Origin of the sequence: Massilia eurypsychrophila (assembly GCF_002760655.1) — a bacterium.
Taxonomy (GTDB): domain Bacteria; phylum Pseudomonadota; class Gammaproteobacteria; order Burkholderiales; family Burkholderiaceae_D; genus JAFCUW01.
In genome coordinates this window covers 121,017-135,529 of record NZ_PDOC01000009.1, presented here as the reverse complement: position 1 = coordinate 135,529, position 14,513 = coordinate 121,017, and the positions used below count along the sequence as shown (strand labels likewise).

General features: G+C 66.2%; 5 protein-coding genes. All 5 read right to left on the bottom strand.

Going from position 1 to position 14,513, the window contains the following annotated elements; genetic code table 11:
• Positions 1-16: 16 nt before the first annotated feature.
• Positions 17-6,616, bottom strand: a complete 6,600-nt coding sequence (locus CR105_RS15760) for a hybrid sensor histidine kinase/response regulator (protein WP_229413957.1) — start codon at positions 6,614-6,616, stop codon at positions 17-19.
• A complete protein-coding gene (locus CR105_RS15755) occupies positions 6,613-8,853 on the bottom strand; it encodes an EAL domain-containing protein (RefSeq protein ID WP_099789833.1) in 2,241 nt (746 codons plus the stop codon). The genes CR105_RS15760 and CR105_RS15755 overlap by 4 nt, the downstream gene beginning before the upstream one ends.
• Before the next feature lie 220 nt (positions 8,854-9,073).
• Complete coding sequence (locus tag CR105_RS15750) at positions 9,074-10,270, bottom strand: acetyl-CoA C-acyltransferase (RefSeq protein WP_099789831.1); 1,197 nt, start codon at positions 10,268-10,270, stop codon at positions 9,074-9,076.
• 14 nt (positions 10,271-10,284) lie between these two features.
• Positions 10,285-12,684, bottom strand: coding sequence for a 3-hydroxyacyl-CoA dehydrogenase/enoyl-CoA hydratase family protein (locus CR105_RS15745; protein ID WP_099789829.1), 2,400 nt, complete (start codon positions 12,682-12,684; stop codon positions 10,285-10,287).
• Between the two features lie 19 nt (positions 12,685-12,703).
• The gene (locus CR105_RS15740) at positions 12,704-14,494 is read right to left on the bottom strand and encodes an acyl-CoA dehydrogenase C-terminal domain-containing protein (protein WP_099789826.1); all 1,791 of its coding nucleotides are present in this window, start codon (positions 14,492-14,494) and stop codon (positions 12,704-12,706) included.
• Positions 14,495-14,513 lie beyond the last annotated feature (19 nt).

The following is a 14,513-nucleotide window of genomic DNA, read 5'->3' as shown; positions in this document are numbered from 1 at the left end:
GGCCGTCAGCGCCGACTCAAGGGCCGCGCCCCGGCGCGGCCAGCCACACGCCGAGCTGAGCGAGCAACTGCTCGGTGTCGACCGGCTTGGACGCATAGTCCGAGGCGCCCGCCGCCAGGCATTTGGTGCGGTCTTCCGGCATCGCCTTGGCGGTCAGCGCGATGACCGGCAGGCTGGCAAAACGGGAATCGGCGCGGATGCGGCGGATGGTTTCGTAACCATCCATGTCAGGCATCATGATGTCCATCAGCACGCAGTCGATGCCGGTCCTGGCGTCAAGCTGGCGCAGCGCTTCGGCGCCGGTCTCGACGGCAATGACTTCCATGCCGTAGCCTTCGAGCAAACCGGTCAGGGCAAACAGGTTGCGCGCGTCGTCATCGACGATGAGCACACACTTGCCGCCCAGCGGGGCGTGCTGCGCCTGGGCAGGTTCGGCATGCTCGGCACCCTCGGCCGCCGGCGGGGCGCGGCGCGCCGGCATGGCGTGCTTGACACGCTGCAGGAAGCTGGCCACCTCGGCGGCCTCGTCGGCGGGCGGCTGACTGCCTTTGCCCAGCACTGCCGCATCGAGCTGGCGCAGCCGCGCCAGCGCCTGGTCGTCGAGCGCGCGATCGCTATACAACACCGCCGGAACGGCCGCCAGCGCCGGGTCGGCGCGGATCTGCTGCAGCAGCGCCATGCCGTCGCCGTCAGGCAGGTCGAGTTCGATCACCACCCCCTGATACGATCGCGCGCGCAGCGCTTCGAGCGCCTCGGCGGCGCTGCCGACGGCGTCGAAAGCGCGGTCCGGTCCGGCCAGCGCGGCGGTGATGGCGGCGCGCTTGGCCAGGTCGTTCTCGATCAGCAGCAGCACCCGCAAAGGACGCACCATCTGCCCGGTCAGCTCGGCAAATACGTGCGCCAGCGTGTCGAGGTCGGCCGGCTTGGTGGTGTAGCTGGCCACACCATGGCGGGCACCGCGCAAAGGCCGGTCGCGCACCGATATGACGTGCACGGCGATGTCGCGCGTCTGCGCGTCAGCCTTCAGGCGGTCGGCGATTTCCCAGCCGTCGACGTCGGGCAGCTCGAGGTCGAGCGTGATGGCGTCGGGCCGGTCGCGCCGTGCCAGCGCGAATCCTTCCTCGCCGCCGGCGGCCACCAGGGTGTCGAAACCGCGCTCGTGCGCCATGTCCTGCAAGGTGCGGGCGAACACCGGATCGTCTTCGATAATGAGCAGCAGCGGATTGGCGCCGCTCGCCTGGCGCGGCGCTGCCTGCGGCGCCGGCGCGGCGTGCGGCGCCCTGGCGCGCAGGCCCTGGACCTGCTGCGGCAGGTAGAACGTGAAGGTGCTGCCGACGCCCTCCTCGCTGTCGACGTCGAGTTCGCCGTCGAGCAGGCGGGCGATTTCGCGGCTGATCGCCAGCCCAAGCCCGGTGCCGCCGTAGCGCCGCGACGTACTCGCATCGGCTTGCTGGAACGCTTCGAAGATCAGCTTTTTCTTGTCCGGGGCAATACCGATGCCGGTGTCGCGCACGCTGAAAGCGATCACCAGCGGCGCGTGCGCCAGGCCCGGCGCGGCGCGGTTCCAGCCGGCGCCGGCGCGGTGCGCCGACAGCGCCACGCCGCCCCTGGCGGTAAACTTGAACGCGTTCGACAGCAAATTGGTCAGCACCTGCTTGAGGCGCTGGCCGTCAGTGCGCAGCACCGGCGGCAGGTCGGGCGCGAAGTCGATGGTGAAATCGAGTCCCTTGGCCTGTGCCTGGTAGCGAAAGCTCTTGTCGAGGTCGTCGGCGAGCTTGCCGAGCACGACATCGCCAATTTCCAGCGTGGCGCCGCCCGCTTCGATCTTCGACAGGTCGAGGATGTCGTTGATCAGATGCAGCAAGTCGCGCCCGGAGGCGTGCATCACCTTGACCATCTCGAGCTGCTTGCCGGTCAGGTTCTGGTCGCGGTTCTGGCGCAGCTGCTCGGCCAGCAGCAGCAGGCTGTTGAGCGGCGAGCGCAGCTCGTGCGACATGTTGGCGAGGAACTCGGACTTGTACTTCGATGTCAGCGCCAGCTGTTCGGCCTTTTCCTGCAAGCTCTTGCGGGCCTCCTCGATCTCGGCGTTCTTGCGCTCGACTTCTGCATTCTGCTCGGCCAGCTGGCGCGCCTTGCGCTCGAGCTCGGCGTTCGTGTCTTGCAGCTGGGCCTGCTGAGACTGGAATTCGCCTTCGAGCTGATCGGCCTGCTGGCGCAGCAGCAGCTCGGTGCCGGAGGCGGTCTCGATCGAATTGAAGACGATGCCCAGGCCCTCGGCCAGCTGGTCGAGCAGGTTCAGGTGGATCGCCTGGAACGGCTCGAACGAAGCGATCTCGATAACCGCCTTGACGTGGCCCTCGAACAGGATCGGCAGCACGACGATGTTGCGCGGCGCCGCCTGCCCCAGCCCCGAGACGATCTGCACATAGTCGGGCGGCAGGTTGCTGATCATCAGGCGCTGCTTTTCGAACGCGGCCTGGCCGACCACGCCCTCGCCGACGCGCCACTGTTGCGACAGGTTCTTGCGCTCCTGGTAGCCGTAGCTGGCCATCAGGGTCAGCTGCGGCGCGGGGCCGCCGAGCTGGTCCTGGGCGCCCCCCTGCATCAGGTACAGCACCGCGTGCTGCGAGGCCACCAGCGGCGCCAGTTCGGACAGCAGCATGCGGGCGACGCTGACGATGTCGCGCTGGCCCTGCAGCATGCGGTTCAGGCGCGCCAGGTTGGTCTTGAGCCAGTCCTGCTCGGTGTTGCGCTCGGTGGTCTGCTTGAGGTTGCGGATCATCTGGTTCAGGTTGTCCTTCAGGTCGGCCACCTCGCCGCGCGCGGCGACCTGGATCGAGCGCCCGAGATCGCCCTTGGTGACCGCGGTGGCCACCTCGCCGATCGCCCGCACCTGGGTCGACAGGTTGGCGGCGAGCTCGTTGACGTTGTCGACCAGGTCCTTCCAGCTGCCGGCGGCGCCCGGCACCACGGCCTGGCCGCCGAGGCGGCCCTCGACGCCGACCTCGCGCGCGACCCGCGTGACCTGGTCGCTGAAGGTGGCCAGGGTGTCGACCATGTCGTTGATGGTGTCGGCCAGCGCCGCCACCTCGCCCTTGGCCGGCACCATCATCTTGCGCTTGAGGTTGCCGCCGGCGACGCCAGTCACCACCTTGGCCATGCCGCGTACCTGGTCGGTCAGGTTGGCCGCCATCAGGTTGACGCTGTCGGTCAGTTCCTTCCACACGCCGGAGACGCCCTTGACCTGGGCCTGGCCGCCGAGGCGGCCTTCGGTGCCGACTTCGCGCGCCACCCGCGTGACCTCGCCGCCGAAGGCGTTGAGTTGGTCGACCATGATATTGATGGTGTTCTTCAGTTCGAGGATTTCGCCTTGCACGTCGACGGTAATCTTGCGCGACAGGTCGCCGTTGGCGACGGCGGTGGTGACGGTGGCGATGTTGCGCACCTGGCCGGTCAGGTTGCTGGCCATCAGGTTGACGTTGTCGGTGAGGTCCTTCCACACGCCGGCCACCGCCGGCACATAGGCCTGGCCGCCGAGGCGCCCTTCGGTGCCCACCTCGCGCGCCACGCGCGTGACTTCGCCGGCAAAGCCGCGCAGCTGGTCGACCATCGTGTTGATCGTTTGCTTGAGCTGCAGCACCTCGCCGTGGACGTCGACGGTGATGGTCTTGGACAGGTCGCCGTTGGCCACCGCGGTGGTGACGGTGGCGATGTTGCGCACCTGGTCGGTGAGGTTGCTGGCCATCAGGTTGACGTTGTCGGTCAGGCCGCGCCAGACGCCGGAGACGCCCTTGACCTGGGCCTGGCCGCCGAGCCGCCCTTCGATGCCGACCTCGCGCGCCACGCGGGTGACCTCGCCGGCGAAGGCGTTGAGCTGGTCGACCATGATGTTGATGGTGTCCTTGAGCTGCAGCACCTCGCCGCGCACGTCGACGGTGATCTTTTGCGACAGGTCGCCATTGGCGACGGCGGTGGTGACGGCGGCGATGTTGCGCACCTGGGCGGTCAGGTTGCTGGCCATCAGGTTGACGCTGTCGGTCAGGTTTTTCCAGGTGCCGGCGACGCCGGTGACCCTGGCCTGGCCGCCGAGGCGCCCTTCCGTGCCGACCTCGAGCGCGACGCGGGTCACCTCGCCGGCAAAGCTGTTGAGCTGGTCGACCATGATGTTGATGGTGTCCTTCAGTTCGAGCACCTCGCCCTTGACGTCGACCATGATCTTCTGCGACAGGTCGCCGTTGGCCACCGCGGTGGTGACGGCGGCGATGTTGCGTACCTGGGCGGTGAGGTTGCTGGCCATCCGGTTGACGTTGTCGGTGAGGTCTTTCCAGACGCCGGACAGGCCCTGGACGTCGGCCTGGCCACCGAGTTTGCCCTCGGTGCCGACTTCGCGCGCCACCCGCGTCACCTCACCGGCGAAGCTGTTGAGCTGGTCGACCAGGTTGTTGATGGTGTCCTTGAGCTGCAGCACTTCGCCGCGCACGTCGACGCGGATCTTTTGCGACAGGTCGCCGTTGGCCACCGCGGTGGTGACGGCGGCGATGTTGCGCACCTGGGCGGTGAGGTTGCTGGCCATCAGGTTGACGCTGTCGGTCAGGTTTCTCCACACGCCGGAGACGCCGGCCACTTCGGCCTGGCCGCCGAGCCGGCCTTCGGTGCCGACTTCGACGGCCACCCGGGTCACTTCGCCGGAAAAGCTTTTCAGCTGGTCAACCATGCCGTTGATGACGTCCTTGATCTCGAGGATTTCGCCGCGCACCTCGACCGTGATCTTCTGGCCGAGGTCGCCGCTGGCGATGGCCGCCGACACTTTCGAGACGTCGCGCAGCTGCACCGTCAGATTGCCGGCCATCGCGTTGACGCTGTCGGTGAGGTCCTTCCACACGCCCGACACGTCCTTGACCTGGGCCTGGCCGCCGAGTTTTCCTTCGGTGCCGACCTCGCGCGCGACACGCGTGACTTCGCCGGTGAAGCGGTTGAGCTGGTCGACCATGATGTTGATGGTGTTCTTCAGTTCCAGCACTTCGCCCTTGGCGTCGGCGCTGATCTTGCGCGACAAGTCGCCTTTGGCCACCGCGGTGGTGACGAAGGCGATGTTGCGCACCTGGCCGGTGAGGTTGCTGGCCATCGCGTTGACGCTGTCGGTGAGGTCTTTCCATACGCCATCGACATCCTTGACCTCGGCCTGGCCGCCGAGCTTGCCCTCGGTGCCGACCTCGCGGGCGACGCGCGTCACCTCGCCGGCGAAGCTGTTGAGCTGGTCGACCATGATGTTGATGGTGTCCTTGAGCTGCAAGATCTCGCCGCGCACGCCGACGGTGATCTTGCGCGACAGGTCGCCGCGGGCTACCGCGGTGGTGACCTCGGCGATGTTGCGCACCTGGTCGGTCAGGTTATCGGCCATCAGGTTGACGTTTTCGGTCAGGTCCTTCCAGACGCCGGCGACGCCCTTGACGTCGGCCTGGCCGCCGAGCTTGCCTTCGGTGCCGACTTCGCGCGCCACCCGCGTGACCTCGCCGGCAAAACTGTTGAGCTGGTCGACCATCAGGTTGATGGTGTCCTTCAGGCGCAGGATCTCGCCCTTGACGTCGACGGTGATCTTGCGCGACAGGTCGCCCTTGGCCACCGCGGTGGTGACCTCGGCGATGTTGCGCACCTGTCCGGTGAGGTTGTTGGCCATCAGGTTGACGCTTTCGGTCAGGTCCTTCCAGACGCCGGAGACGCCCTTGACGTCGGCCTGGCCGCCGAGCTTGCCTTCGGTGCCGACCTCGCGCGCCACCCGCGTGACCTCGCCGGCAAAGCTGTTGAGCTGGTCGACCATCAGGTTGATGGTTTCTTTGAGCCGCAGGATTTCGCCCTTGACGTCGACCGTGATCTTGCGCGACAGGTCGCCCTCGGCCACCGCGGTGGTGACTTCGGCGATGTTGCGCACCTGGCCGGTCAGGTTGCTCGCCATCAGGTTGACATTGTCGGTCAGGTCTTTCCAGACGCCGGAGGCGCCCTTCACCTCGGCCTGGCCGCCCAGCTTGCCTTCGGTGCCGACTTCGCGCGCCACCCGCGTCACCTCGCTCGAAAAACTGTTGAGCTGGTCGAGCATCGTGTTGATGGTGCGCGCATTCTTGCGGAACTCCCCCTTCAGGGCGCGCCCGTCGAGTTCAAGCTGCATGCTTTCGGTGAGCGTGCCGCGCGCCACCGCGCCGATCACCCGGCCCACTTCGCGCACCGGCAGCACCAGGTTGTCGATCATGGAATTGATCGCTGTGAGCTTGACGCCCCAGGCGCCATCGGTGCGGTCGAGCTTCATGCGCTCGCCGAGCCTGCCTTCGGTGCCGACCGCGAACGCGACCTGTGCGACCGCCCTGGCGAATTGCTCGTGGATGAAGGCGATTTCGTTGACGGTGTCGGCAATCTTGCCGTCAATGCCGGTCCAGTCGTGCGGCAGGCGGGTGCCGAAATCGCCCTCGCGCACCCCGACCAGGGCATCGAGCAGCTTCGCCTTGGCGCCGTGCTCGGCGGCGCCGACGCCGCGCCGTTCGTAGGCGCCGATGTCATGCGCCCGGCGGCTCAGCGCACGCCGGTTCTGCGCCCGCCGCTCCGGCGTGGCCATTTCGGTTGTCATGTCGTTGTCCCTGTCGGCGGCGGCGCCATGCTGAACGGTCCGCGCCGGAGAAGCCCGAGCGCGTCCTCGTTAGACACCGCCGGGCTGAAGTAGTTACCCTGCAATTCGTCGCAGCCGTTGGCGATCAGGAATGCCATCTGCGCCGCCGTCTCCACTCCTTCCGCGATCACGGTAAGGTTGAGCACGTGCGCCAGGGTGATGATGGCCAGCACGATGGCCGCGTCGCACGGGTCGGTGGCGATGTCGTGGACGAACGAGGCATCGATCTTGAGCTTGTCGATCGGGAAGCGCTTGAGGTGGGCGAGCGAAGAATAGCCGGTGCCGAAGTCGTCGATCGAGATCGTCATGCCGAGCGCGTGGATCTGGTGCAGCGTTTCGATGGCCTGGGCGGGATTGTTCATCACGCCGGACTCGGTGAGTTCGATTTCCAGCAGCGACGGGGCGATGCCGGCCGCCGCCGCCGCCTGCGCCAGTTCGGCGGCGACGTTCTCGTGCCGGAACTGCAGCGCCGAGACGTTGACGGCGATCGGCACGTCGTCGATGCCGAGCGCGCCCCACTGCCGCAGCAGCTCGGCGGTGCGGGCGATGGCGAAGGCGCCGATCGGGTCGATGCGGCCGGTCTGTTCGGCGACCGGTATGAACAGACTGGGCGGGATCCAGGCGCCGTCGCCCTGCGGCCAGCGGATCAGCGCCTCGAAGCCGCAGATCTTGCCGGAGCGCGCATCGACCTTCGGCTGGTAGTGCATGACGAACTCGTCGGCGCCGATGGCGCGCTGCAGCGCCGAACCGAGCGCCAGCTTACGGCTGGCCTCCTCCTGCATCGGCGGCGCGAAGAAGCAATAGCGGGCGCCGCCGGCGTGCTTGGCGTGGAACATCGCGATGTCGGCGTTGCGCAGCAGCGTATCGGCATCGGCGCCGTCGTCGGGGAAGATGGCGATGCCGATGCTGGAGCTGACATGCAGTTCGCTGCCTTCGATCTGGCAGGCGGCCGCAACGCCGGTGATGATCTTTTCGGCCACCAGCGCGGCATCCTCGACCCGCTGCAAGCCGACCAGCATGACGACGAATTCGTCGCCGCCGAGCCGCGCCACGGTGTCGCCGTCGCGCACGCAGCCGATCAAGCGCTCGGCGACATCTTGCAGCAAGCGGTCGCCGGCGGCGTGGCCGAGCGTGTCGTTGATCGCCTTGAAGTGATCGAGGTCGATGAACAGCACGGCCACCTGGGCGTGCAGGCGCTCGCGGTGGGTGGTGGCCTGGCCGAGGCGGTCGAGCAGCAGTTGCCGGTTCGGCAGGCCGGTCAGGGCGTCGTGGAAGGACTGGTGCAGCACGTACGCTTCCATCTGCTTGCGCTCGGTGATGTCGCGCGAGACCACCACCACCTGCGTGACGGCGCCCGATGCGGCGCGAATCAGGTTCGAGTCGGACTCGAAGTAGCGCTCGGAGCGGCCGAGCACGCGATACTGCAGGCGCTTGTGGGAGTCATCCAGGTCCGATCGCATCAGCGCCGCCGCGACGCGCTCGCGATCGGCGGCATGGACGATGTCGAGGTAGCTGGCGCCGGGGTGGACGGCATCGCCGAATTCGCGCTGGTAGCTTGGACTGGCGTACAGCCAGACGCCGGTGCTGTCGAGCAGGGCGACGTATTCGCCGGCGCGCTCGCCGGCCAGGCGCTCGGCAGTGCCGGCGCCGTCGGCGCGCTGGTACAGCGCCGCTGCCGCGCCCGGCGACTCGTCAAGGCCGGACAGCAGGCCCGCTTCGCGCTCGGGTGGATCGCCGCGCGACGGGCTGCCGACTGCGGCGCTCGGGGGGGGGCGGCGCGGCGCATTGTCGATGAACGCCTGCACCTTCGCCTTGAGCACTTCGGGGCCGACCGGCATGAACAGATAATCGGCCGCGCCCAGCTCGTAGCCTCTGGCGCGGTCGATATCGGTGGCGCGGTGCGAGGTGAGGAAGATGAGCGGCGTATCGTGCGAACGCGGGCGCGAGCGCACCAGCCGGGCCGTCTCGAAGCCATCGAGGCCGGCCATCTTGACGTCCATTAAAATCACGCAGAAATCCTGCTTGAGCAGCCGCAGCAGTGCCTGCTCGCCGGACGTGGCGGTGACGATTTCCGCGTCAAGGTCGCTGAGCACGGCGCGCAGGGCGAACAAGGCGCCCGGAGCGTCGTTGACCAGCAGGATGCTCGCTTGCTCCTGTGCCAGCACGGTCGGCGCGGTGGCCGGTTCGGCGATGTTCATGTTGTGCCCGGACCGATGTGCGCAGATATCCGGCCAGGATGACCATCGTTGTGGACAACACTAGGTGCGGTGAGGTGGGGCATCTCGGGCATTCTGCAATACCCTTTGATTGTAAAGCACCGCATTTCAAAGTCGGTCGGGAAACGAACTCGCCGTGCCCGGCACAGCCAAAAAAAAACGCCGCGGTGAACGCGGCGCTGTGAGCTCGGTATGGCGTTGCCTATACGCGCTCGAAGATGCCGGCGGCGCCCATGCCGGTGCCGACGCACATCGTCACCATGCCGTACTTGAGGTTATTGCGACGCAGTGCGTGGATGACGGTGGCGGCGCGGATCGCACCGGTAGCGCCAAGCGGGTGGCCGAGCGCGATCGCGCCGCCCATCGGGTTGACCTTGGAAGGATCGAGACCGAGGTCGCCGATCACCGCCAGCGCCTGCGCGGCGAACGCTTCGTTCAGCTCGATCCAGTCCAGCTGGTCCTGGGTGATGCCGGCAGCCAGGCAGGCAGCGGGAATGGCCAGCTTCGGGCCGATGCCCATGATCTCGGGCGGCACGCCCTTGACCGCGAACGACGAGAACTTCGCCAGCGGGGTCAGGTTGTGCTCGCGCAGGATCTTCTCGCTGACGACCAGCAGCGCGCCGGCGCCGTCGGACATCTGCGAGCTGTTGGCGGCGGTCACAGTTCCCTTGGCCGCAAACACAGGCTTGAGTTTGCCGAGCGACTCCATGGTCGAATCGGCGCGCGCGCCTTCGTCGGTGTCGACGGTGCGGGTGGCGATGTCGACCTGGCCGGTGGCCAGGTTCGGCGTGCGCGTGATGATCTCGACCGCGGTGGTCTCATCCTTGAACCAGCCGGCCTGCTGGGCGGCGATGGCGCGGCGGTGCGACTCGACCGAGAAGGCATCCTGCTGCTCGCGCGAGACCTTCCACTGCTTGGCCACGTTCTCCGCGGTCAGGCCCATGCCGTATGCCATGCCGACGTTTTCGTCGGTGAACATGTTCATGTTCATCGATGGGTGGTGGCCCATCATCGGCACCATCGACATCGACTCGACGCCGCCGGCGATCATGACGTCAGCCTGGCCGACGCGGATGCGGTCGGCCGCCATCGCCAGCGCAGTAATGCCGGAGGCGCAGTAGCGGTTGACGGTGACGCCGCCAACCGTTTTCGGCAGGCCGGCCAGCAGCACCGACATGCGGGCAATGTTGAAGCCCTGCTCGGCTTCCGGGAACGAGCAGCCGATGATGGCGTCGTCGATCAGCGCCGGGTCGAGCCCTGGCGCCTGCGCCAGCGCGGACTGGATCACGCGCACCAGCAGGTCGTCCGGACGGGTAGTACGGAACATGCCGCGCGGCGCCTTGCCGATCGGGGTGCGGGTGGCGGAGACGATGTATGCGTCTTGAAGTTGTTTGCTCATTTTTAGTCTCTCAATCAGTTGCGGACCGGCTTACCGGTTTGCATCATGCCCATGATTCGTTCCTGGGATTTCGGATTGTTCAGCAGTTCGAGGAACGCCTTGCACTCCATGTCGAGGAACCACTGTTCGCTGACCTGGCTGCCCTGGTCGACGTCGCCGCCGGTCACGATCTCGGCGATCATGTCGCCCAGCTTGTAGTCGTGCGCGGAGATGAAGCCGCCGTCGCGCATGTTGACCAGCTGCGCGCGGATCGTCGCCCAGCCATAGCGGCCGGTGACGGTGACGAGCTTTTGCAGCGGCGGGCGGTAGCCGGCGTCGAACATCGCGCGCGCTTCCACTTTCGCCACGTGCAGCAGCTCGTAGGCGTTGAAGACGATGACGTCGTCTTCCTTCAGGTAGCCCATCGCTTTGGCTTCCAGCGCCGACTTCGACACGTTGGCCATCGCCGCGTTGGTGAAACCGGTTTTCAGGAAGTGCAGGATGTCGCTGCCCTTCGCTTCGCCGGCAGCGCGCGCGGCAGCTTCCTTCAGACCGCCGCCGGCCGGGATCAGGCCGACGCCAACTTCGACGAGGCCAAGGTACGACTCGATCGAGGCCACGCGCCTGGAGGCGTGCAGCGCCATTTCGCAGCCGCCGCCAAGCGCCAGGCCCGCCACCGCGGCCACCACCGGCACGCTCGAATACTTCATTGCCATGAACGTATTCTGCAGCAGCTTGATGCCTGGCTCCATCGCCTTGGCACCGCCCTGCATGAACAGCGGCAGCGCCGCCTGCAGGTCGGCGCCGGCGGAGAAGGCGCCGCCTTCGGCCGCGTCGGCGTTCCAGATGACCAGGCCCTTGAAGTTCTTTTCGGCTTCCGCCTGCGCCATTTTCAGGCCATTGATGACGCCTTCGCCGATGACGTGCATCTTGGTCTTGAGCGAGATGACCAGCACCTCGTCGTCCATGTGCCAGATGCGCACCGAGTCGTCTTCGTGGAAGGTGGTGCCGGCGGTTTTGCCGTCGATGGCGCCACTGCCGATAACCGGCGCGCGGAACGGCTGGCGCTTGTACACGGCCAGCTCGGACTGCGGCACGAAAGCGTTCTTCGATGCCGAGTACGAGCCTTCAGGCGTATGCACGCCGCCCTTCTCAAGCACCACGCCGCTGGTGACCCATTCAGGCAATGGCGTGTTGATCAGCGCCTTGCCTTCGGCGATGTCTTCGCTGATCCAGGTGGCGATCTGCTGCCAGCCGGCGGCCTGCCACGTTTCGAACGGGCCGACGTTCCAGCCGAAACCCCAGCGCATCGCAAAGTCGATGTCGCGAGCGTTATCGGCGATCGAGCCGAGGTGCACGGCGATGTAGTGGAAGGCGTCGCGGAAGATCGCCCACAGGAACTGCGCCTGCGGGTTGGTCGATTCGCGCAGCGCCTTGAATTTCTTGACCGGGTCCTTCTCTTTCAGGATGCGGGCGACGATGTCGGCAGCCTTGCCGCCGCCGGCGACGTATTCGCCGGTAGCGAAATCGAGCCGCAAAATGTCCTTGCCGACCTTCTTGTAGAAGCCCGCGCCTGTCTTCGATCCCAGCGCGCCGCCGGCGACCAGCTTGGCCAGCACGTCAGGCGTCTTGTACAGCGCGAAGAACGGATCGTCCGACAGCGTGTCCTGCATCGTCTTGATCACGTGGCCCATCGTGTCCAGGCCCACCACGTCGGCGGTGCGGAAGGTGCCCGACTTGGCGCGGCCAAGCTTGGCGCCGGTCAGGTCGTCGACGACGTCGACCGACAAGCCGAATTTTTCGGCTTCGTGAATGGTGGCCAGCATGCCGAAGATACCGACGCGGTTGGCGATGAAGTTGGGCGTATCCTTGGCGCGCACGACGCCCTTGCCCAGCGTCGTCGTCAGGAAGCCTTCGAGCTGGTCGACGATGGCCGGGCTGGTCGACGCGGTCGGGATGATCTCGACCAGGTGCATGTAGCGCGGCGGATTGAAGAAGTGGACGCCGCAAAAGCGCGCCTTCAGTTCGGCATCGAAGCCGTCGGCCAAGGTGGTGATCGACAGGCCCGAGGTGTTCGAGGCGAAGATGGCGTTCGGCGCGATGTGCGGCGCGACCTTCTTGTACAGGTCGTGCTTCCAGTCCATGCGCTCGGCGATCGCCTCGATGATCAGGTCGCAGTCGGCCAGCAGATCGAGGTTGTCGTCGTAGTTGGCAACCTGGATCAGCGATGCGTCGTCCTTGTTGCCGAGCGGCGCAGGGCTGAGCTTTTTCAGGTTCTCGATCGCGCGCAGCACGACGCCGTTCTTGTTTCCTTCCTTCGCAGGCAGGTCGAACAGCACCACCGGCACTTTCGCGTTGATGCAGTGGGCGGCGATCTGCGCGCCCATCACACCTGCGCCGAGCACGGCGACTTTTTTAACGATGAAATTGGTCATGTCAGGTCTCTCTCTTTGCTTAGAACAAATCGGCGTCGAGCGCCAGCAGGTTGGCCGAGCCGGAACGGGCCTGGCGGATCAGCATCGCGGTTTCCGGGTACAGGCGCGCAAAGTAGAAGCGCGCCGTGGCCAGCTTGGCCTTGTAGAAGGTGTCGCCCGAATCTTCCTTGGCCAGCGCGATCTTCGCCATCTGCGCGAAGAAGTACGAGTAGACCATGTGGCCGACCACGCGCAGGTAAGGCACTGCGGCGGCGCCGACTTCGTCCGGATTCTGGAACGCCTTCATGCCGATTTCCATGGTCAGCTTGGTGACCTTGTCGCCCAGGTCGCCCAGCGGCGTGACGAATTCCGACATCGCCTCGTCGGTGCCGTTCTCTTCGACGAAGGCCTTGATCTTCTCGCCGAACTTGCGCAGCTTGGCGCCGTTGTCCATCAGGATCTTGCGGCCCAGAAGGTCGAGCGACTGAATCGTGTTGGTGCCTTCGTAGATCATGTTGATGCGGGCGTCGCGCACGTACTGCTCCATGCCCCATTCGGCGATGTAGCCATGGCCGCCGTACACCTGCATCGCTTCGGACGTGGCGATCCAGGCGTTGTCGGTGATGAAGGCCTTGATCACTGGGGTCAAGAGCGCCACTTCGTCGGCGGCGTCCTTGCGCACTTGCTCGTCAGGGTGGTGCAGTTCGCGGTCGATCTGCAGCGCGACGTACGACGAGAAAGCGCGCGCGCCTTCGGCGTAGGCTTTGGCGGTGAGCAGCATGCGGCGCACGTCCGGGTGCACGATGATCGGGTCGGCCGCTTTTTCCGGCGCCTTCACGCCCGACAGGCTGCGCATCTGGATGCGGTCCTTCGCGTACACCAGAGCGTTCTGGTAGGCCACTTCGGTCAGGCCCAGCGACTGCATGCCGACGCCGAGACGGGCCGCGTTCATGAACACGAACATGGCGTTGAGGCCCTTGTTCGGCTCACCGATGATCCAGCCGCGCGCGCCGTCGAGGTTCATCTGGCAGGTCGAGTTACCGTGGATGCCCATCTTTTCTTCGATGGCGCCGCAGGTGATCGGGTTGCGCTCGCCGACGCTGCCGTCGGCGTTGGGCAGGAACTTCGGCACCAGGAACAGCGAGATGCCTTTCGAGCCTTCCGGCGCGTCCGGCACGCGGGCCAGCACCAGGTGCAGGATGTTGTCGGCCATGTCGTGTTCGCCGGCGGAGATGAAGATCTTCGAGCCGGTGATCAGCCACGAGCCGTCGGCCTGCGGCAGCGCTTTTGAACGCAGCAAGCCAAGGTCGGTGCCGCAGTGCGCTTCGGTCAGGCACATGGTGCCGGTCCATTCGCCCGACACCAGCTTGGGCAGGTAGGCCGCCTTCATCTCGTCGGTGCCGTGTTCCTTCAGGCACTCGTAGGCGCCGTGCGACAGGCCAGGGTACATCGACCAGGCCTGGTTGGACGAATTGAGCATTTCGTAAAACGAGTTGTTGAGCACGATCGGCAGGCCCTGGCCGCCGTATTCGGGGTCGCACGCCAGCGCTGCCCAGCCGCCGTCGACGTACTGCTTGTAGGCGTCCTTGAAGCCCTTCGGCGTGGTGACCGACTTGGTGGCGGCGTCGTAATGGCAGCCTTCGCGGTCGCCCGAATGGTTCAGCGGGAACAGCACCGACTGGGTGAATTTGGCGCCCTCTTCCAGCACCTGGTTGATGATGTCGGCGTCGACATCTTCAAACTTCGGCATCGCCTTCAACTCTTCGGAGACGTTGAGGAATTCGTGCAGCAAAAATTGCATGTCCCGGATTGGCGCGACGTATTGACCCATGGTGGTTCTCCTGACGAGG

Excerpts from the sequence above, each read along its gene's own strand:
- CR105_RS15760 (WP_229413957.1), bottom strand. The coding sequence starts at position 6,616 with ATGACAACCGAAATGGCCACGCCGGAGCGGCGGGCGCAGAACCGGCGT.
- CR105_RS15755 (WP_099789833.1), bottom strand. The coding sequence starts at position 8,853 with ATGAACATCGCCGAACCGGCCACCGCGCCGACCGTGCTGGCACAGGAG.
- CR105_RS15750 (WP_099789831.1), bottom strand. The coding sequence starts at position 10,270 with ATGAGCAAACAACTTCAAGACGCATACATCGTCTCCGCCACCCGCACC.
- CR105_RS15745 (WP_099789829.1), bottom strand. The coding sequence starts at position 12,684 with ATGACCAATTTCATCGTTAAAAAAGTCGCCGTGCTCGGCGCAGGTGTG.
- CR105_RS15740 (WP_099789826.1), bottom strand. The coding sequence starts at position 14,494 with ATGGGTCAATACGTCGCGCCAATCCGGGACATGCAATTTTTGCTGCAC.